This window comes from Paenibacillus sp. P22 (genome assembly GCF_000469945.2).
GTDB lineage: Bacteria > Bacillota > Bacilli > Paenibacillales > Paenibacillaceae > Paenibacillus_O > Paenibacillus_O humicus.
The window spans coordinates 1-17,639 of the sequence record NZ_CBRA020000020.1; the positions used below are offsets into that span (position 1 = coordinate 1).

At 55.0% G+C, this 17,639-nt stretch carries 22 protein-coding genes, 2 tRNA genes and 2 pseudogenes; 25 read left to right on the plus strand and 1 reads right to left on the minus strand.

Annotated elements, in window-relative coordinates:
* Nucleotides 1-56 precede the first annotated feature (56 nt).
* From BN871_RS04955 to BN871_RS04990, 9 genes and pseudogenes are all read left to right on the plus strand, one after another.
* Nucleotides 57-1,250 (plus strand): annotated as a pseudogene (locus tag BN871_RS04955) (ABC transporter permease); the annotation flags it as partial.
* 7 nt (nucleotides 1,251-1,257) lie between these two features.
* A complete protein-coding gene (locus BN871_RS04960; RefSeq protein WP_048744881.1) occupies nucleotides 1,258-2,142 on the plus strand; it encodes an ABC transporter ATP-binding protein in 885 nt (294 codons plus the stop codon).
* Complete coding sequence (locus tag BN871_RS04965; protein ID WP_021877048.1) at nucleotides 2,139-3,722, plus strand: extracellular solute-binding protein; 1,584 nt, start codon at nucleotides 2,139-2,141, stop codon at nucleotides 3,720-3,722. The genes BN871_RS04960 and BN871_RS04965 overlap by 4 nt, the downstream gene beginning before the upstream one ends.
* A 150-nt stretch (nucleotides 3,723-3,872) precedes the next feature.
* A complete protein-coding gene (locus BN871_RS28200; protein ID WP_164762992.1) occupies nucleotides 3,873-4,037 on the plus strand; it encodes a hypothetical protein in 165 nt (54 codons plus the stop codon).
* Nucleotides 4,038-4,112: 75 nt separating this feature from the next.
* Nucleotides 4,113-4,186: transfer RNA gene (locus BN871_RS04970), tRNA-Met, on the plus strand.
* 43 nt (nucleotides 4,187-4,229) lie between these two features.
* Nucleotides 4,230-4,306: transfer RNA gene (locus BN871_RS04975), tRNA-Ile, on the plus strand.
* A gap of 174 nt (nucleotides 4,307-4,480) precedes the next feature.
* Nucleotides 4,481-4,966, plus strand: a complete 486-nt coding sequence (locus BN871_RS04980; RefSeq protein WP_048744883.1) for a MarR family transcriptional regulator — start codon at nucleotides 4,481-4,483, stop codon at nucleotides 4,964-4,966.
* Nucleotides 4,967-5,095: 129 nt separating this feature from the next.
* On the plus strand, nucleotides 5,096-6,331 hold the full coding sequence (locus tag BN871_RS04985; RefSeq protein ID WP_021877051.1) for an MFS transporter: 1,236 nt from the start codon (nucleotides 5,096-5,098) through the stop codon (nucleotides 6,329-6,331).
* Nucleotides 6,332-6,837: 506 nt separating this feature from the next.
* Entirely contained in the window at nucleotides 6,838-7,635 is a 798-nt protein-coding gene (locus BN871_RS04990; protein WP_198158010.1) for a tyrosine-type recombinase/integrase, read from the plus strand.
* Here BN871_RS04990 and BN871_RS04995 read toward each other — a convergent pair.
* Complete coding sequence (locus BN871_RS04995) at nucleotides 7,613-7,933, minus strand: hypothetical protein (protein WP_021877053.1); 321 nt, start codon at nucleotides 7,931-7,933, stop codon at nucleotides 7,613-7,615. The genes BN871_RS04990 and BN871_RS04995 overlap by 23 nt on opposite strands.
* 278 nt (nucleotides 7,934-8,211) lie before the next feature.
* Here BN871_RS04995 and BN871_RS05000 point away from each other — a divergent pair, with 278 nt between their 5' ends.
* The 16 genes and pseudogenes from BN871_RS05000 (at nucleotide 8,212) to BN871_RS05090 (ending at nucleotide 17,639) form a co-directional block, all read left to right on the plus strand.
* Entirely contained in the window at nucleotides 8,212-9,141 is a 930-nt protein-coding gene (locus tag BN871_RS05000; protein ID WP_048744885.1) for a hypothetical protein, read from the plus strand.
* 493 nt (nucleotides 9,142-9,634) lie between these two features.
* The gene (locus BN871_RS05005; RefSeq protein ID WP_021877056.1) at nucleotides 9,635-10,048 is read left to right on the plus strand and encodes a hypothetical protein; all 414 of its coding nucleotides are present in this window, start codon (nucleotides 9,635-9,637) and stop codon (nucleotides 10,046-10,048) included.
* The gene (locus tag BN871_RS05010) at nucleotides 10,048-10,308 is read left to right on the plus strand and encodes a hypothetical protein (RefSeq protein ID WP_021877057.1); all 261 of its coding nucleotides are present in this window, start codon (nucleotides 10,048-10,050) and stop codon (nucleotides 10,306-10,308) included. The genes BN871_RS05005 and BN871_RS05010 overlap by 1 nt, the downstream gene beginning before the upstream one ends.
* Nucleotides 10,305-10,643 (plus strand): hypothetical protein, encoded by a 339-nt coding sequence (locus BN871_RS05015; protein ID WP_021877058.1) that lies wholly within the window; start codon nucleotides 10,305-10,307, stop codon nucleotides 10,641-10,643. The genes BN871_RS05010 and BN871_RS05015 overlap by 4 nt, the downstream gene beginning before the upstream one ends.
* On the plus strand, nucleotides 10,640-10,846 hold the full coding sequence (locus tag BN871_RS05020) for a hypothetical protein (protein ID WP_021877059.1): 207 nt from the start codon (nucleotides 10,640-10,642) through the stop codon (nucleotides 10,844-10,846). Before BN871_RS05015 ends, BN871_RS05020 begins: the two co-directional genes overlap by 4 nt.
* Complete coding sequence (locus BN871_RS05025; RefSeq protein ID WP_021877060.1) at nucleotides 10,843-11,154, plus strand: hypothetical protein; 312 nt, start codon at nucleotides 10,843-10,845, stop codon at nucleotides 11,152-11,154. Before BN871_RS05020 ends, BN871_RS05025 begins: the two co-directional genes overlap by 4 nt.
* Nucleotides 11,151-11,342, plus strand: coding sequence for a hypothetical protein (locus tag BN871_RS05030; RefSeq protein WP_021877061.1), 192 nt, complete (start codon nucleotides 11,151-11,153; stop codon nucleotides 11,340-11,342). Before BN871_RS05025 ends, BN871_RS05030 begins: the two co-directional genes overlap by 4 nt.
* Entirely contained in the window at nucleotides 11,318-11,572 is a 255-nt protein-coding gene (locus BN871_RS05035; RefSeq protein ID WP_021877062.1) for a hypothetical protein, read from the plus strand. The genes BN871_RS05030 and BN871_RS05035 overlap by 25 nt, the downstream gene beginning before the upstream one ends.
* A gap of 182 nt (nucleotides 11,573-11,754) precedes the next feature.
* Entirely contained in the window at nucleotides 11,755-12,027 is a 273-nt protein-coding gene (locus tag BN871_RS05040; RefSeq protein WP_021877064.1) for a hypothetical protein, read from the plus strand.
* A 712-nt stretch (nucleotides 12,028-12,739) separates the two neighbouring features.
* Nucleotides 12,740-12,936 (plus strand): annotated as a pseudogene (locus tag BN871_RS05055) (SAM-dependent methyltransferase); the annotation flags it as partial.
* Complete coding sequence (locus tag BN871_RS05060; protein ID WP_021877068.1) at nucleotides 12,933-13,211, plus strand: hypothetical protein; 279 nt, start codon at nucleotides 12,933-12,935, stop codon at nucleotides 13,209-13,211. The pseudogene BN871_RS05055 and the gene BN871_RS05060, both read left to right, overlap by 4 nt.
* Nucleotides 13,192-13,575, plus strand: a complete 384-nt coding sequence (locus BN871_RS05065) for a hypothetical protein (RefSeq protein WP_021877069.1) — start codon at nucleotides 13,192-13,194, stop codon at nucleotides 13,573-13,575. The genes BN871_RS05060 and BN871_RS05065 overlap by 20 nt, the downstream gene beginning before the upstream one ends.
* A gap of 500 nt (nucleotides 13,576-14,075) precedes the next feature.
* The gene (locus BN871_RS05075) at nucleotides 14,076-14,705 is read left to right on the plus strand and encodes a DNA replication protein (RefSeq protein WP_232312818.1); all 630 of its coding nucleotides are present in this window, start codon (nucleotides 14,076-14,078) and stop codon (nucleotides 14,703-14,705) included.
* A 56-nt stretch (nucleotides 14,706-14,761) separates the two neighbouring features.
* Nucleotides 14,762-16,111, plus strand: coding sequence for an AAA family ATPase (locus BN871_RS05080; RefSeq protein WP_021877072.1), 1,350 nt, complete (start codon nucleotides 14,762-14,764; stop codon nucleotides 16,109-16,111).
* A 102-nt stretch (nucleotides 16,112-16,213) separates the two neighbouring features.
* On the plus strand, nucleotides 16,214-16,723 hold the full coding sequence (locus BN871_RS05085; protein ID WP_048744886.1) for a helix-turn-helix domain-containing protein: 510 nt from the start codon (nucleotides 16,214-16,216) through the stop codon (nucleotides 16,721-16,723).
* A complete protein-coding gene (locus tag BN871_RS05090) occupies nucleotides 16,692-17,639 on the plus strand; it encodes a toprim domain-containing protein (RefSeq protein ID WP_083436251.1) in 948 nt (315 codons plus the stop codon). The genes BN871_RS05085 and BN871_RS05090 overlap by 32 nt, the downstream gene beginning before the upstream one ends.

Sequence of the window (17,639 nt, forward strand, 5' to 3'; positions counted from 1 at the left end):
GAATGACCTGAAACTCCTGTATGCGCAAATCCTTCGGMATGGCCGGACGATCGTATCTCAACTCCACGGAACGGACGCTGTACCAATACGGCACCGACGTGGTCATGCAGACGGTATGGCCGGGATCGCCCGAGCTTCCTCCGACGCAGGGAGGCGGCAGCGGCAACGGCTCCGGCGGCAATGGCTCCGGGGGCGGAGCAGGCGGCGGAGGCCAAGGCGGCGGAGGCAATCCGGTGCCGGCTACGATCCGATACAGCGAGCCGCCCTTCGAGCTGTTCCGCACTCTGGAAGGGGTCGAGGCGGCGGCGCGGGTGCTCCAGACGAAAGGGAGCATCGTTGTGTCGGGACGCTCCATCGGCCAAGGCACGCTGATGGGGATCGACAATGTGGATTTTGCCAAAGTAGGCTGGTTCCGCAACGACCTGTATCCGGTCCATCCGTTCAACTACCTCAATAATCTGGGAATCTACGCGGAAGGCATGGGAGCGATCATTCCGACTTCGATGGCGGAGAAGTACCAGCTGAAGCTGGGAGATACCGTCTCGGTCGGACTGTCGGACGGCATGATCGATTTCTCCGTCGTCGGCATCCTTCCTTATTGGCCGTCCCAGTATCCGGATCAGTCGCCGTTCATCATCGCCAACCTGGATTACATCTACGATCAGGTGCCGATCATTCCTTATGATGTCTGGCTCAAGATGAAGCCCGGAGCGAAGGTCGCCCCGCTCATGAGCAAGCTGGCGGCGCAAGGCGTCGAGCTCGCATCCGTGAAGGACGTGCGCACCGAGCTCGTGACGCAGAGCAAGCTGCCGACTCGCGGCGGGGTGTTCGGCATCCTCAGCCTCGGCTTCCTCGTCTCCGTCATCGTGACGCTGACCGGCTATATTCTGTACTGGTTCTTCAACCTGTCGGGACGCGTCGTCCAGTTCGGCGTGCTGAGGGCGATGGGACTCTCGCGAGGACAGCTGACGGGCATGCTGCTTCTGGAGCAGCTGTTCACGGCCGGCCTCAGCATCGGCCTGGGCGTGCTCATCGGCAAGATCGCCAGCATCCTGTTCCTGCCCTTCCTGGAGACGACGGACGGCTCCAGCGGCAACGTGCCGCCGTTCCGCGTCGTGTTCAACAGCCAGGATACGGCGCAGCTGTACGGAGTCGTCGGCTTCATGATGCTGACGGGAGCTCTGCTGCTGCTGCTTCATATCCGCAGGCTGCGGGTCCATCAGGCGGTCAAGATGGGAGAGGAGCGGTGATGGCATCATGATCGAATGCGAAGGCTTGGTCAAAATCTACAAAACGGACGATCTGGAGGTCGTCGCCCTGCAGGGCTTGAACTTGAGCGTTCAGGACGGCGAGCTGATGGCGATCATCGGCAACAGCGGCAGCGGCAAGTCGACCCTGCTCAACATTCTGGGCGGACTCGACCGCCCTTCGGCGGGCAGCGTCAAGGTCGGGCCTTGGGATTTGCTCCAGGTGACGGACGACCAGCTCGTCAAATACAAGCGGGATACGGTCGGCTTCATCTGGCAGAACAATGCCCGCAACCTGCTGCCGTATTTGTCCGCTCTGGAAAATGTCGAGATGCCGATGATGCTCTCCGGCAAGGTCGACCGGCCCTATGCCAAGCAGCTGCTGGATTGGGTCGGGCTGAAGGAGCGGATGCACAACAAGCTGCATCAGCTCTCGGGAGGCGAGCAGCAGCGGGTGGCGATCGCCATCTCGCTGTCCAACCGGCCGCAGATGCTGCTCGCCGACGAGCCGACGGGCTCCGTCGACAGCCGCACCTCCGACCTCATCATGGACATTTTCCGGCGGCTCAACCGCGAGCTGGGCCTGACCATCGTCATCGTCACCCATGACCTGTCGCTGGCCGGGAAGGTGGACCGGGTCGTCGCGATCCGGGACGGACTGACGAGTACGGAGTTCCTTCGCCGCAACCCGAATCTCGACGATGAGTCCGCATTCGGCGCGGGAGGCCTGCAGGAGGTTCACGAAGCTTACGCGGTCGTCGACCGCGCGGGCAGGCTGCAGGTGCCCAAGGAATATTTGTCCGCGCTCGGCATCAGCAACAAGGCTTCCATGGAGTTCGACGGGGAGCGCATCATCATTACGAAACCAAAGCCTTTAGAGGGGGAACAAGCATGAGTATGGAATCGGGTCAATCAACAAAGAAAGAGGCCGGACGCAAAGTCCGCCGCACGGCAGCCATCGGCTTGTCGCTCGTCATGGCATCGGCCGTGCTCAGCGCATGCAGCGGGGGAACGGCGGATAAGCCGGAGAACCGCGTGCTGCGGATCGGCATGATGTACGGCTCGCCGGATCAGGAGCAGTGGATCCGCCAGCAGTACACGGACACGTATGAATTCACGCATCAGAACATCGAGCTGCAGTTCGAGTACGCGATCAACTACAACGACATGCGCGGCCAGAACGGCGAGCAGCAGCCGGATCCGTACGAGAAGTTCAAGGAGCTGCTGACGGGCAAGAACCCCGTCGACGTCGTCATCGCCGATTACAGCAATCTGCCGCGCATGACGCAGGACGGCCTGCTCAAGGAACTCGATCCGCTGATTACAAAGGACAAATTCGATATCAGCGACTACGTGCCGACTGTGATCGACGGCATCAAAGCGGTCGGAGACAACAAGATCTACGTCCTGTCTCCCACATTCTCCAGCTCGGCGCTCTTTTACAACAAGAAGATCTTCCAGAAGGCCGGCGTGCAGCCGCCGACGGACAATATGACCTGGCAGCAGGTGTTCGATCTCGCCCGCAAAGTCAGCGGCGGCGAAGGCGCGGACCAAGTGTACGGCATGACGATCAACCGCTGGGGCGGATCGGATCTGTACAGCGACGTCTCGACGTACGTACAGCCGCTTCAGCTGAAAATTTTCGACGACAAAGCCGAAAAGATGCTCGTGGACAGCGGCACGTCATGGTCCAACGCGATCAAGACGATTCTTGATCTGTACAAGGTCAAGGCCATCCCGAATCAGGAAGGCTACCAGAAGCTCAGCGAAGCGCTGAACAAGAAATACGAAAAGGCCAGCAAGGAAGGCGCCAACAATTACAATCCGTTCCAAGGCGATCTGTTCGGCAGCGGCAACATTGCGATGACCGTTGCGGACTACGGCTACATCTCCCAAATGAAGAGCAACAACAATTACGCTTCGCAAAACAAGGACTTTACGCCTGTGGACTGGGATGTCGTGACGGCGCCGGTATTCGAGGAGAAACCCGGCATCGGCGGAAACTCCTACCTCAGCCAGCCGCTCGGCATCAACAACAAGGCGCAGAATGCGGATGACGCCTGGGACTTCATCAAGTTCCTGAACAGCAAGGAATGGGCGAAGCTGAAGTCCCGCAGCACCTATGAAATTCCGGCTCGTGCGGAGTTCATCAAGCCGATCGACGGCATGCAGTACAACATCAAAGCGTTCTACACGCTGAAGCCGATTCCGCCGGATACGAGCAACATGCAGGATATCTACACGAAATATCCGGGACTGAACGAAATGTATTCCATCAGCCAGCAGCTGTTCCAGGAAGCGGCGACCGGCAAGAAGACGCCGGAGGAAGTCGTCAAGGAATGGGCCGTCAAGGGCAATGCCTTGCTCAAGAAAGTCAAAGCCAATCCGAAGGGAACGGATCAGGGCGGGGCGACGACGGAAGGCGGAACAGCGACAGAAAAGGAAAAAGTAGACGCGGCGGCCGGCAACGGCTAAGCATCCAGCGATCAAGAGCGGTCCTTCGGGACCGCTTTTTTCTATTCGGCTTCAAGCTGCAAGGCCTCCCGCATTTTTGCCGCGACGCTGGAATGTTTTCCTAGTCCGCTGGGGTAAACTAGGAGCAGAGAGAAAGGAAGGGGCTTGCTGATGAACTGGATTTATTGGGGAAGGCTGTATGAGAGCAAATTCCAGGCCGGCTGCCTGGTCAAGCGGATGGAGAACGACTGGTGGATCTACGGATATGAATGTCCGCGCGAGATCGAAGTGTTCCAGTCGAGGAAGGGAAAATACGGCGTCAGATATTTGCCATAGGAAGTTGACTTTCGGGAAGCTTTTATTGTATATTTATCCTTGTGTTCCAAACGGAACCTTTCTTTTTTTGGACGACGCGGGGTGGAGCAGTCCGGTAGCTCGTCGGGCTCATAACCCGAAGGCCGCAGGTTCAAATCCTGCCCCCGCAACTTACTTAGTCCTGATCAGCATCTTACCTTTTTGACACAAAAAGGGCCCTTAGCTCAGTTGGTTAGAGCGGTCGGCTCATAACCGATTGGTCGCAGGTTCGAGTCCTGCAGGGCCCACCAATGTAAGTTGAATCCTTGCGGAGCAAGGCTTTTTTTATTTATAGGCCATAAGGAAGCCGGCCGGCGGATGATCAGCCCATGCTCCTTCCATATATCCCGCAGCCGATCTGTCGGATAGAGGCATTTGCTGTAGTCCAAATATCGTTGATGCGGCGACGGGCGGGAGGGCAGTCCATGAACAAACAAGAGCAGGTCATTATGGGGTTCAGGGACTTGCTGAACAAAATGATTTTGATCAATAAGGATAAAATGGAAGACAGCCTGAAGGGGTTTAAGCCGTCTGAAGTCCATTGCATCGAATACATCGAAAAAAATGAAGACTCCAACGTGACTAAGCTTGCGGAATCCTTTTATATGACTCGCGGCGCCATAAGCAAAATGACGAAAAAGCTCCTGAAAAGAGGCCTTATCGAAAGCTACCGGAAGTCGGACAACAAAAAAGAAATTTATTTCAGGCTTACGGAGCAAGGGAAAGTCATTTACAACATTCATGAGGACCTGCACAAAGAATTTCAAGAGCGGGATAAAGCCGTATTCGAGCAGGTGACCGAGGAGCAGCTGGACAGCATGATCAGCTTTGTGGACAAGTATAGAAAGCATTTGGATGCCGAAATAAAGAAACAGGATCTGGATATCAAGCTGGATAAAAGGGAATCATGAAACAAACAGCAGCCTGACTCTTTGGAGAACAGGCTGCTTTTTTATGGGCGCTATTTTGTTGACTAGGAAACAAAGATTTGATATGATCATTTCGTTTCCAAGGAATCAAAATTTGAAGGGAGAAATCAAGTGTTCAAATCCAGATCACATCCAAAACCGAACACCGAACATACGATAGATAAGCATGCCTTGTTATTCGGTCTCATCTCTGTGTTTCTTTGCGGACTCGGCTTCAGCATCATCACACCTGTCATGCCGTTTTTAGTGCAGCCGTACACAAGCAGTCCGGGAGAGCAAGCTGTCGTTGTCACGCTTTTGTCCTCTGTTTATGCGTTCTGCGTATTTTTTGCGGCTCCCGCACTTGGAGCGTTGAGCGACAGATACGGCCGTCGTCCACTGCTTCTGGCGTGCCTTCTAGGTTCGGCAATCGGGTACTTTATTTTTGGTCTGGGAGGAGCTTTATGGATCCTGTTTGCGGGGCGCATAATTGAAGGCATAACAGGCGGGAGCATCAGCACGATCTTCACCTATTTTGCCGACATCATTCCTTCTGAGCAGAGAACCAAGTACTTTGGATGGGTGAGTGCGGTCGTAGGGGCGGGAACCGTCATCGGGCCGACTGTGGGCGGATTGCTTGCCAAGTTCGGGTATTCGGTGCCCATGTACTTTGGAGCCCTGATTACGGCAGTGAACGTCGGGTACGGATTCTTTTTCATGCCCGAGAGCCTTGGCAAGAAGAATAGGCTGAAAAAGATTGCCTTGGCAAGGCTGAATCCATTCACGCAGCTTGCAAGCCTGCTTTCCATGAAAAACTTGAACAGGCTGCTGATTTCCGCGTTTTTGCTATGGATACCCAACGGATCCTTGCAGGCCGTTTTTTCCCAGTTCACGATGGATACGTTCAGCTGGAAGCCTGTATGGATCGGACTTATGTTTTCCATCCTGGGAGTCCAGGATATTCTTTCGCAAGGGTTCATCATGCCGAAGCTTTTGGTGAAATACAGCGATAAGCAGATAGCGGCTCTGGGGATGGTCTCGGAGATAATCGGTTATGGTCTTATTGCGGCATCGGCTTTGTTCTCGTTCTATCCCCTTTTAATCGCCGGCATGTTTATCTTTGGCTTTGGCGATTCGATCTTCGGGCCTTCCTTCAATGGGATGTTATCCAAGTCTGTCGATTCCAGCGAACAAGGAAGGATCCAAGGAGGCAGCCAATCGATCCAGGCTTTAGCCAGAATGATCGGGCCTATCCTTGGAGGCTGGATCTATGTATCGCTTGGCCATGCCGCACCCGCTATTATGGGCATGATCCTTATCGCTGCGGCAATACCGGTTTTGTATAAGAGAACGCATGCAAGCGTGTAGATGCTTGTCTGACATCGAATGGCAGTTGCGATTCTTTTATTGACGTTCGCTGGCTAAATATGTTATGCTACGCTTCGTCAATGTTTGAAACAGGCATTGCCCCAACAAGCCGAGGTGGCGGAACTGGCAGACGCACAGGACTTAAAATGGTACGCAATTAGTCCGCTATGAACTCCGCGTGCTTACGTCTGCTGATACGAATCCCCACCGCATGAGCCGCGCTAGTTATCTGATACGTAAATTTACGCGTCCTGTACGCCTGCACTCGCTTTATTCGTCGCGTTGACGAATATTACGATGTGGAGGCGTTTTTGTTTATGGCGCGAACTAGACGCGTTAACCTCGCTGCAGCCGGAGCAACGCGGCCAACAACCGTAGAATACCCGCCTGAATCGCTTGACTTCGAAACGGCGCGCGCATCGTTCCTACGCTACTGCCGGATACGGAATCTAACGGACGAAACGCTGAATTTCTATCGCGATACAACGAAGGAATTGGCGCGCCTAATGTCGGAGCAGAACGTTACCCGGCCGCTTGATGTCGTGAAAAATCACGTCCTTATCGCGATCGAGACGAAGCAGGCGCAGAAGATCGCCAGGGGGCGCGGCCCTACGCCATCGGACGCGACTATTAACAAGTTGATCCGGGGATGGCGCGCCTTCTTCAATTGGGTGCATACGGAGGGCTACGTCGATACGAACCCGTTCAACGGAATCGGCACGATTAAGGCGGAGAAGCGTATTATTGAAACGTTCTCTGACGCGCAGCTCAAGGCGATACTGGCCGCGCCCAACCGGTCGACGTTTACAGGATATCGCGACTACACGATCATGATGACGCTGCTCGACACCGGCGTCCGCATATCGGAGCTGGCCGGCATTCGCATGTTTGATATCGACTGGAAAGCGCGCCATATCCTCGTTTACGGGAAGGGGCGTAAGGAGCGCCTGGTTCCGTTTTCGCGCACGCTTGAAAAGGCACTGCGCACGTATCTCGAAGTCCGCGGCGTACTCGAAACGGACAACCTCTTCGTCAATATCGATAACAATCCGTTCAAGGTACGCGGCATCCAGGAGACAATCGCCGACTACGGAAAGGAAGCGCGCATAAAAGGCGTCCGCTGCTCGCCGCATACGTTCCGGCATACTTTCGCGAAGCTATACATTATGAACGGAGGCGACGCGTTCAGTCTGCAGAAGATACTCGGACACACTTCGCTGGAGATCGTACGGATGTACGTGAATCTATTTGGAACGGATGTCAACGCGCAGCATGCGAAGTTTAGTCCGCTGGATCGACTGTAGCGCGCAGATTATCGATTGAGACCAACTTACCCGGCCCCTCTTTCGCGACGATACCGAAAGTGTAGAGCTTGCGATGTAACCAAACGAATCGTTCCGGCGAGTTGTCCGGTAACAGTGTATCGAGGACGACTGAGTCATCGGTCAGCTCCACAATTCTTCCTGAGTAAAAGAATGGGTCATCCTCGAAGTCGTCCGGAAGTATCTCTTCTGCAAAAACAACCGTCTTCCTTGAAAATGCTTCATTAAAGTCTTCTGATGTTTGAAAGATAAAATCTTCAGGATCAATATCTATTGTCATTTGAGGGCCGTCCTCTCTTTTTGACACGTATCGCCACATTGTACCATACCGATCATGTCCTTGAAATGGTTCGAAAATTATAAGCGTCATCCCTTCGTGGGGTGGCGCTTATTTTTTTTGTTTCCGGATGACTCCGAAAATAATTTCGCTTCGATGTCCCAAATACGGAAAAGTCAGCGGGTATACGGAGTAGGAACGAAAAAGTTAGCGCCAAAGTGTACTACATTCGAACGGGCGGCGTCATTGACGGTAAGAGGTCGCGAAAGGGGAGCGAGGATATGGCGGAAACAGCTACACAGAGCAGAAGATTGCCGCGCAAACGGGTGCGCATCGTTAAGGTAACGGTGACGCATGCGGATGGGGCGACGGAGGAGGTTGAAGGGAAGAAATGTACTGAGTGTGGCGTTGAGAAGGCGCTGACGGAGTATCACGAGCAAACGATGGGGCTAGGTGGTAGGAGATCGAAATGTAGGGAATGTCTCGTCAATCATTTACGTAACTACCGTGGAGAAAATACATTAAAGGTTCGCGAAAGCCAACGTAGCCGCTACGAAAAAAACTCGGAAAGGGAACGCGAAAGAAGCCGTAACTACCGCAGAGAGAATTCGGAAAAGAGACGCGAAAGCTGCCTTAAGTATTACGAATCTAATCCGAATGTATATAGCGCCGCCCGTCAGCGCTACCGTGCGATGAAGCGCGCATTACCGTCCGTCTGGAATGACGAAGACGCCGCGCAAATGACCGAATGTTCACTAACGAAATCAACCGAAGATGTCCACGCGGATCACGTAATACCTCTCGCATCGGGTCACGGAGGTACATATGCCGGCAACATGGCTCCGCTGATCAAGGTGCTTAACATCTCGAAGAAAGACGCGCACGCATCCGTCTGGTTTGAAGCGAACAGGCAACGCTTCAATCTCGACCCCGAACGTTTCGACGCGATGTTCGATGAGAAAGCGCAGCAAAACGGTTTGACGCCGCAGGAGTATCGCGATTACTACGATTGGTGTCTCGCTAATCCGCGCACTGTTGACGAAACCCGACGCGACAACGCCCGCTACGGCTACCGCGTATCATCCGTCGAACTCTGGCGCGAATCCACCGGCATTCAATTCCCGCTGCGTCTCGATTTCCGCGATCAGAAACCGCAAGCACGGAGGACCCAGGCGAAACGATCCGAACGGCAAGCGGAGCAGTCTACGTAGTCATTTGCACTATTATACACATTTTATACGCGCTTACATTTTATCGCGTAGAAATAACGCAGCATTGCGAACGCCTTGTAAATCGCCGTGAAATTAGCGCTTGAAATAGCGGACGGGTACAAAGACACTCCCGAACGGCTAAGCGCGCTAATTTCACGCTGAAAAATAGGCAAAACGTAGGCGACCACGAAAGGAGGCGGATCAGGCGGATGGGCGGCGCGAAACTCCCAGGGGTTTTATCTCTTATTTTTAAAATCTTGCGCGTCATAATCCTTGTTATTAATATCCGTCCGTCGTATAAGGAGCGTAGCGACGTTACGATGGCGTAATGTTTAGAACTTAATGCTTTTAAATCTTTATAAAGATCTTAAAGTCTTTAAAAGATTTAAATAAATACTACGGATCGCGCCGAAAGTCAAGCGTTAATTTCCGGGACCATCCGCCGCCATGCCGAAAAGTTTGCACTATTATACACAAATGGAGGTAATGACGAATGTCTAACGAAACATGCCGCAAAACTACGCTAGTTCCAACGATTCCGCGCGGGGTTGCCGCCGCCATCGAAAACCTGCACGTAAGACATGGTTACGCAATTATCGCTGGTCTGGCGCTAATTCAGCCGTCCGATGGCGGAAGCTGTACGTCAGACGTAGCTATTTTGCGTGATTATACGAAGTCCTCGAAAGAAGCCGCTGAAACGCTGCTGGCCGCGCTGGTCAACGGATACGAAATCGAGAAGACGGCAGAGGAAGCCGCGCATGATCGCATTCGAGCAGTCTACAGGCGAAAAATTTATAGCACGTTTTTCGCAGATCCAACGAAGTTTTCGCGCGATAAAGGTTTCGCAGAGGGCATCAAATACACGCTGAACGAACTCGGCGTAAAAATCGAAGGGGTGAACGCGTAATGACGGAACAACAGGCCCGCGCTCTTGCTCGCCAACAAGCGGAAGACCAAGCCCGCCGTCTCAAGCAGCAACGCGCATATGGCGTAACGGAAGTCTCGATTGATCTCGCCATTCAGGCGATGGAACTGGCGGCCATGCTCGCGGCACAATACGAAAAGGTCGCGAACGAGAAGGCGCAGATTTACGCGGCAATGGCGGACGCGACAGACCGCTTGGATCGCGCAGAACGAGCGTTTGAAAGGGCGGTGCGTTACGTATGACGCAAGAAAAAGCGAAGCAAATCGTATCCATCTCGCCCGACCTGCGCCTGGAACTCGACGACCACAACTATACGCTGAAGCGCCGCCACCTCGTCGACCCTACGCGAGCTCCCGGTTACAAGGCGCCGGCTGACGGTTCCATTCCGCCAACATCCGAAAAGTGGCTGGACATCGGATACTATCCGGTATCTCCGCGCGGGTTCGTCGCGGCGGTGCAGGCGGCCGTCCTGCGCGTTGATACGGAGGGCGTCGATACACTGGCGGGACTGGTCGCGGCTTATAAGGCGGAGGCTGAGCGGCTTAGCGCGCTGATTGAGCGGGAGGTGAGCGTATGAATTGGAACGCGTTCTTCGAGGCACTGACGTGGATAGTTACGCTAATTTCCGTCCCCATCGCAATTTTCGGCTTCGTATTCTGGTTTGGTAGCGACGATATGTCCGATCCTGATGCGCGCAAAGGATTCGTAGCCACGGTCGTCTCCGTGCCGATTGCGGTGCTGGGAATCGCGACTATCGCCGGAATGGGGTGGGGCGGATGAAGAAACGAAAATACCCGGTCACAGCGCCAAGCGGTCGCCAATACGAGGTCACGGTCAAACGGAATTACGCCGTCCTCGGAGCGTACAGTCTCGACTTCGAAGTCGCCCGTTTTGAGGAGCGAAAGTCCTTCCGGCGAATGAAAAGCGTTCGTATTATCGAAGAGTCCACGCGTTACTGGGAGCGTGCGGTTATAGACGTAGTTGAAACGGCAAAGGCGCTTGTAGAACGTGTCGATGAGCGGCTAGATGCGGACGCTCGTCGCAATGAATCGTTCGACGCGTTCGACCGTTGGGACGGCGTTATATGACGCTAGTAACCGCCATCCACGCCGCCAGCCGCGGCCATGCGATCATCTCCGCTATCACCGACCGCCGGATCACGCCGGACATGCTCGCGCCAATTACGCTGATGGGACCGGCTGCCGCAGCGCATCGATCCGTTGAGATGACGAAAGCCGAGCGCGAAGGAGAGTGGGAAATCTGCATTACGTCCTAATCGTAGTCCAGACGCGAGAAAAGGCGGACGCTCTCAACGCCACCCTACCGCTAGCAAGCGATGTCCTGAAGATTCAGGCGGTCTTCTACGGGCAAGCGATCTGCGGACTCCACCACCGTGGACAGCGGCCGAACATCATCGTCGAGCATTACACGGACATATTCGCTGGTGGCGGCTGGAGGAACGAAGTTCTGCTCGCAAATGCCGCTCATGATGCGGTGTGGGTATGAAACGATCCCCGCGCTATGACTACGTTCGCCGTCCGTGCTTCGACCGCCTGAGCAAGCGGAGCCGTCGCAAACTGCACAAGACGTTCCGGGCGTATGAGAAGCGCGTCGTCCGCCTGAATGACGAATTTGAACCGATGCCTCGGCGGAGCAGTTGGGGCTAATAATGAGAGGAGACTGAAACTATGAGCAAGCAAGCTATTTTGGACGTATTGAACAGCCTACCAGTTATCGACCAACAAGGAGGAGACGACGCATATATACTGGTTCAAAACACCCAAGAAGTACGCGAACGGTTGGCGGCTGCAGGTGACGTCTCAGCATCGCTTGACCCTCACACTCTTGGGCGATACGGCGACGAAGAGGAATTCTGTATTCTTGCGTACGCCTTCGGTGAAGAGTACGCCAACGATTACCGAGGTGGAATTCTGATATGGGACGAGGAGGGCGCGCAATGACCAAACGTGACTTAATCGAAGACGTAGTATACCTCGCGGTTGTGTGGGCGCTTATCCTAGCGATTCCGGCCGCGTTCCTACTGACGGCGTATACCGGTAATCCGCGGTGGCTTCTCGGCGCGATCGTAAGTGGTACGTTATTACAATTCGGACCGGGAAGTCCGGAAGGGGCGTAGTTATGACCAAGCGTAATTTTGCCGCCGATCGGGCGGTCTGTGACGCTGCGACGCCTGGTCCGTTTGCCTACATCCGTCAGTACAACGGTATACATTCAGTTAAGGGGCCGCAGGGCGTAACAATCGCATCTTGCGGTGCCAATAGCATCTACTCGTCCGGAGGATCATACCGAATCGAGTCGAGTGAAGCAGAGGCTAATGCAGTATTCATCGCCGAAGCCCGCACCGGCTGGCCCGCGGCATTAGACGAGATCGCGCGGTTGAGGGCGGCGCTGGAATGGTACGCAAATGCGGAGAATTATCCCGTGACAGTGGGGGCGTACCGAACATACGCGAGTAGTATGGAAAGGGACGAAGGACAACGTGCAAGGGAGGCGCTGCGATGAATACGGTGATTCTTGCGGACAGCCCACGCCCATGTATTGAATGCGGAACCGCGACTAGGTTTGTAGATATCCTGAGCGAGCAATCGGTCTGCGGAGATGTCTGCCGGACAGCGCTTCATGCGTGGATTGACGCGAAGACTGAGCGGAGACTGGCGCGAAGATATTGCGAAGGGGTTTCGCGAATGTATGCGCGTATTAAAGCCGAATGGAGTCCTTGTATTCAAGTGGAACGAGGATCCGAACGAAAGCTCGCCGAAATTCTGCGAGTTACTGAGTTCCGCCCGCTTTTCGGTAACAAGCGCGACAAGACGCATTGGCTCGTATTTATGAAGGAGGACGACGAATGAGAGCGAATAGTCGAGCGGAATATCTATTTATCCGAGCCAGTTGCGAAGCCGTCGCACCTGAACGCTATCCCGCGCCAGAATACCGCACCCTATCCGCCGGCGTCCGCAGCCTGACGGAGTACGCTGAATCGCGCTCAGATTACGAGGCGGCCAAGACTGCATATCGACAAGGCATGGCGGCGGCCTACGGTGATATGGCGCGCAAGCTCGATGCGGCGTGGAGTGGGCGCGAATATAAAACGGAGGAGGATACGAATGCCACGCGCGAAGATTGACCGGAAGGATTGGCGCGGCCTACCGTATGAGCACTGGAATACCGCGACAATTCACGCTTATTTTATCGACCGAACGCGCGAGCTCTACGGCATTGAATACGCGCCGATGCGAAACTGGAAATTTGAACAGGCGCTAGTCAAGCGCGCACTAACGGATCATGGCGCCGAGATGCTTCATCGCGCGTTCGACGAGTGCTTCCGCGTCTACCAGCCGAATCCGCAGTTTCCGATTCTGACGGCTGGCTTCGCGATTGCGTACCGGTTGAATGCCGTGATTCCAGCGCTGAAGAAGGCTGACGCGATTATGGCGACAGTGGCGCGGCCTGAACGGATGACGGCGGACGAGTTGCGGGATTGGTTCTGATGGGCGGTGATCAGCGTGTTGTGGCGAGGTTCGTGCGCGTTAGCTGCGAATGTGGAGAGCATTTAGTCGACCTATCCGCGACGATGTGGAACGATCCTAAAATCGGAATGTCCGAGTGCAGCACCTGTGATAAACCGCTAGTTATCCGCGGGGTTAACGGAGAGTTCTACTTCGTCGGCGCGAAAATTTAATTGGAGCGTGGGATTTCGGCGTGCTCGCGTATAGCAATTAATAGAGAAAAATTTCGTAGGGGCAGCATAATCGAAAGAGAAACGGGAGAAAATAGAAACGAAAGCAAATTAATAGCATGCCCGACAACAACCGTCCTTATACTTGGTTAGGAGGTGATCGCAATAAGAAGCGAAGGCTCTAACGCTAGAAACTGCGTCCTCGCCGGAATCTGCTCGCTGGCGGACGGTCCGAAATGTACCCGCCTCTGCGCGCCATATATCGGAATGCACGGCGCAGATGGGCGAGGCGGGCGCCATGGCAGCGCCGATTTGCCGCAGGAGTACCGCTTAGTAACGCTCGATAACGCAGCGCCGGCGAAAGATCAAGCTGAGGCATACGAAGTAATACGAAGGTACGTCGCATCATTCAAACGGCAATTCGAAGACGGCGGCGACCGGTTAAAATCGCTATACCTCGTGTCCGAATCGCCCGGCACCGGCAAAACAACGACGGCCGCCGCAATACTCAACGAATGGCTGCGCGTATCGTTCGTAGGCGCACTCGGACGCAACAGGCAAGCGCCCGACCTCCTCGCGTACTTTCTCGACGTTAACGCCTGGCAAACGGATTACAATGCGTTCAATCGCGCACGGGTTCCGGACTCGATCGCAGGGCCGGCGGCCGAACGATACTATCGCGCATTCTCGGCGGCACAAAGCGCTCCATTCGCGGTGCTGGACGATATAGGGGTACGCGATGTAACTGACGGATTTCGCGGCGATTTGCACGCGGTAATCAATGCGCGAGTGACGAACGCGCTGCCGACCGTATATACGAGCAACGTGGCGATTGACGCGTTGGCGCGCGTCTTTAAAGACCGCCGCCTGCCGGACCGGATTCGCGACCAGTGCCATGATATTCCGTTCGTTGGCGATAGCAAGCGCGGGATAAGACGATAATCTAACGTTGCGATACGAATTGTAGCATAGTATAATCGGGAGGTGATCGGGGACTTATGCCAAATTACGACAGTCAGCTGTTTTCGAAAATCTGCGACGAGAACGACGTCAAGGCGCTGACTCGTTACGGATTGGAGCGCGAGGACTTCGCAAGCGAGACGAGCCGGCGCGCCTATGACGAGATCCGTTCGTATGCGGAGTCGAACGGAGGCCAGGCGCCGTCATACGCTACACTTGTCGCGGAGGTCGACGGATTTAACTACGTGCCGGCCGTGACGGATTCGTACGAGTTCCTGGCGCGTAAAATTAAGGAGTACAGCGGCAAGGCGCAGGTGGCGCGATTCTTTAACGAAGAACTGCCGACGCTTTTCGAAGATGCTGACACGGAGAAATTAATTGTCACTGTACAAGCGCAGCTCGATCGTATTAGAATGGGAACAAGCGTTCGACAAATTCCGGGTAAGACACTCGTCGAGATCGCGCAGGACTTCCGCGCCGAATACGAACGGCGGAAAGCCGGCGAATCATTTCGCTTGTGGAAGACGCCGTTTCCAACGCTCAACGCGGAGATTGGCGGCCTGTATTCCGGAGACATCTACGGAATCATGGCGGAGAGCGGCCGCGGTAAGACGTACCTGTCCGAAGTCCTGGTCGACGAGATGCTGCGTCAGGGCGCGAATGTGCTCGTTAAATCGTACGAGGTCAAGGCGTATCCATGGGTGGCGCGGCTGCTCAGCGTCATTACGGCGAGGGAAGGTGCGCTTGAGATCGACGATATCGCGGATAAGGTCGGCTTACCGAATAAGGCGATGTTGGCCGGCGGACTTGAAGGCGCGGTCGAGGCGTACTTCTACGAGATTTGCGACGCGCTGAGTACGTACTATCCCGGCAATCTGTACCTGCAGGCGAAGTCGGACGCCGGCCTGACGCGATCCCTCGACGCTCTGGAACGTGAGCTGGCCGCCAACCCTTCGATTGACGCCGTAGTTATCGACGCGTTCTACAACTTGGACGACGTATACGGCCGTAACGCGAATAAGACGGCGGGTGGAGCTGCGGAACAGGCGGCGCGGCGGCTCGAACGGATTATCGGCGAGAATGACGTGGTCGGCATTTATACGGTGCAGGCGGCGACCGAGCGCCAGGATACGGACGAGGATACGGGGCGGCGCGAGCTCAAGTTACCGGACCGTGACCGCATGAAAACGACCAAGGCGCTGCTCGAAATCACAACGAACCTTTTCGCGTTCGATGCGGTGAACGGTCTCGGCCGGATAGGCGTCGAGAAGGGGCGGAATGGCGGCGAGGGATTTACGCTGGACTTGGTCGCACTGATGGATTACGGGGTCCTGCGGGAGATGCCGAAGGGGGCGGAGGTGGCGAGTCAGTTCGCTGGAAACTTCTAGTGTTTCCGATTAAGAAACGTTTATTCAATAGACGGTTGACAACTTGTTAACGATGGATTATTATGGGTTCATAACCTATTAATCTATCGGAGTTGGTAACGCATGAAAGACAATGTGTTCGGAGAGTACGTTCGATTTCGCCGCACGAATGGTACTGATCTATCTCTGCGGGCGTTAGCGGAAAAAGCAGGCATCAGTGCCGCTCACCTTAGCAAGATCGAGCGCGGGATTTCGCCGGCCTCTTACGACACAGTCGTTAACCTTGCGTACGCTTTAAACATGGACAAGACTGAATTGCTCGCGTTGGCTGGCTTCGTCGACGATGAAATTCGTTATACAGTCGCCGAACACTTTGGGCCTGTTCTGGATACATTCGCGGAGCCAGTAGTAAGCACGCCAAGCGCTCCGTTCTTCGTATACGATCCCAAGGCGGCCGGCGAATCATACCTCTACGAGTACGTCGCGGCACACTGGTCCGAAGACATGTCCGATGATGACGCGTATCTCCTCGTAAAAGAGATGCGCGCAGCATACGAGTTAACGCTCAAGCGTATCAAGAATCGAAAGGAGGCCGCCGACCTTGCGCCTGACGCCAGAACAAATCCGCGATGAACTCGAAGGTTTCGCCTGGCATCGCGCCAAGTGGTACGCTGACCGCCTCGTTGCCGCATCGCCATTCCGCTACGACAGCCATCCGTCATTCCGCGTAGAGTTCGAGCACGGATACTGGACGGACTCAGGCGCATCCGATCCGGAGTGGCAGCGCGGCGGCATCGTAAAGCTACTCGCATACCTCCGGCAAGAGACGATAGGCGAGACACTCGAATACCTGCGCGAAAAGTATGACGCCTACGAAACGGACGAAGACGACGCACCTACGCTGGACATGCCGCTACTTGGCGTGCCGGCGCCCTACATACCGCTAGAAGACAGCGTCCTCGCACCGTATCAATGGCGTCACCCGTACCTGGCCAGCCGCGGAATAGGCGAAGCCGTCCAGCGTTTATGCGGCGTAGGTTACGATCGCGACAGGCAGGCGATTGTAATTCCGATTAGAAACGCGAACGGCACGCTCGCTAACGTAAAATTCCGCCGCGTCGATGCCAAGACGTTTTGGTACGCGAAGGGCGGGCGACCAATCCGCGAATGCCTCTTCGGCATCGACGTCATTCACGCGCAGCAGCTCCGGCGAGCAGCGATCGTGGAGGCGGAAGTAGACGCGATGACGCTCATGTGTGCGGGAATACCGGCGGTGGCAACGCTCGGCGCGGCCTGGAACGAAATAAAGGCGGAGATGATCCGCAACAGCCCGATAGAAGAACTACTCATCATACGCGACAACGACTCGGCTGGACGAAAGTGGCAACGCGAAGTAATCCGAACACTGGCGGGCGACGTTAGACTTACGATAGTATCCGTGCCGATCGCGTTTAAGGACGTGAATGAGGCCGGAGCCGAACGTATGGCATCGCGCATAGCACGTGGACGGCGGATTCGAACGCTAAAACTATCCGTCAAGGGAGCGTAA

What these genes read in the sequence shown, in the direction of transcription:
- BN871_RS05000 (WP_048744885.1), top strand. Translation starts at nt 8,212, where the DNA reads ATGGCGGAAACAGCTACACAGAGCAGAAGATTGCCGCGCAAACGGGTG.
- BN871_RS05005 (WP_021877056.1), top strand. Translation starts at nt 9,635, where the DNA reads ATGTCTAACGAAACATGCCGCAAAACTACGCTAGTTCCAACGATTCCG.
- BN871_RS04965 (WP_021877048.1), top strand. Translation starts at nt 2,139, where the DNA reads ATGAGTATGGAATCGGGTCAATCAACAAAGAAAGAGGCCGGACGCAAA.
- BN871_RS04960 (WP_048744881.1), top strand. Translation starts at nt 1,258, where the DNA reads ATGATCGAATGCGAAGGCTTGGTCAAAATCTACAAAACGGACGATCTG.
- BN871_RS04995 (WP_021877053.1), bottom strand. Translation starts at nt 7,933, where the DNA reads ATGACAATAGATATTGATCCTGAAGATTTTATCTTTCAAACATCAGAA.
- BN871_RS05010 (WP_021877057.1), top strand. Translation starts at nt 10,048, where the DNA reads ATGACGGAACAACAGGCCCGCGCTCTTGCTCGCCAACAAGCGGAAGAC.
- BN871_RS28200 (WP_164762992.1), top strand. Translation starts at nt 3,873, where the DNA reads ATGAACTGGATTTATTGGGGAAGGCTGTATGAGAGCAAATTCCAGGCC.
- BN871_RS05020 (WP_021877059.1), top strand. Translation starts at nt 10,640, where the DNA reads ATGAATTGGAACGCGTTCTTCGAGGCACTGACGTGGATAGTTACGCTA.
- BN871_RS05030 (WP_021877061.1), top strand. Translation starts at nt 11,151, where the DNA reads ATGACGCTAGTAACCGCCATCCACGCCGCCAGCCGCGGCCATGCGATC.
- BN871_RS05085 (WP_048744886.1), top strand. Translation starts at nt 16,214, where the DNA reads ATGAAAGACAATGTGTTCGGAGAGTACGTTCGATTTCGCCGCACGAAT.
- BN871_RS05015 (WP_021877058.1), top strand. Translation starts at nt 10,305, where the DNA reads ATGACGCAAGAAAAAGCGAAGCAAATCGTATCCATCTCGCCCGACCTG.
- BN871_RS04990 (WP_198158010.1), top strand. Translation starts at nt 6,838, where the DNA reads ATGTCGGAGCAGAACGTTACCCGGCCGCTTGATGTCGTGAAAAATCAC.
- BN871_RS04980 (WP_048744883.1), top strand. Translation starts at nt 4,481, where the DNA reads ATGAACAAACAAGAGCAGGTCATTATGGGGTTCAGGGACTTGCTGAAC.
- BN871_RS05080 (WP_021877072.1), top strand. Translation starts at nt 14,762, where the DNA reads ATGCCAAATTACGACAGTCAGCTGTTTTCGAAAATCTGCGACGAGAAC.
- BN871_RS05025 (WP_021877060.1), top strand. Translation starts at nt 10,843, where the DNA reads ATGAAGAAACGAAAATACCCGGTCACAGCGCCAAGCGGTCGCCAATAC.
- BN871_RS05060 (WP_021877068.1), top strand. Translation starts at nt 12,933, where the DNA reads ATGAGAGCGAATAGTCGAGCGGAATATCTATTTATCCGAGCCAGTTGC.
- BN871_RS05040 (WP_021877064.1), top strand. Translation starts at nt 11,755, where the DNA reads ATGAGCAAGCAAGCTATTTTGGACGTATTGAACAGCCTACCAGTTATC.
- BN871_RS05065 (WP_021877069.1), top strand. Translation starts at nt 13,192, where the DNA reads ATGCCACGCGCGAAGATTGACCGGAAGGATTGGCGCGGCCTACCGTAT.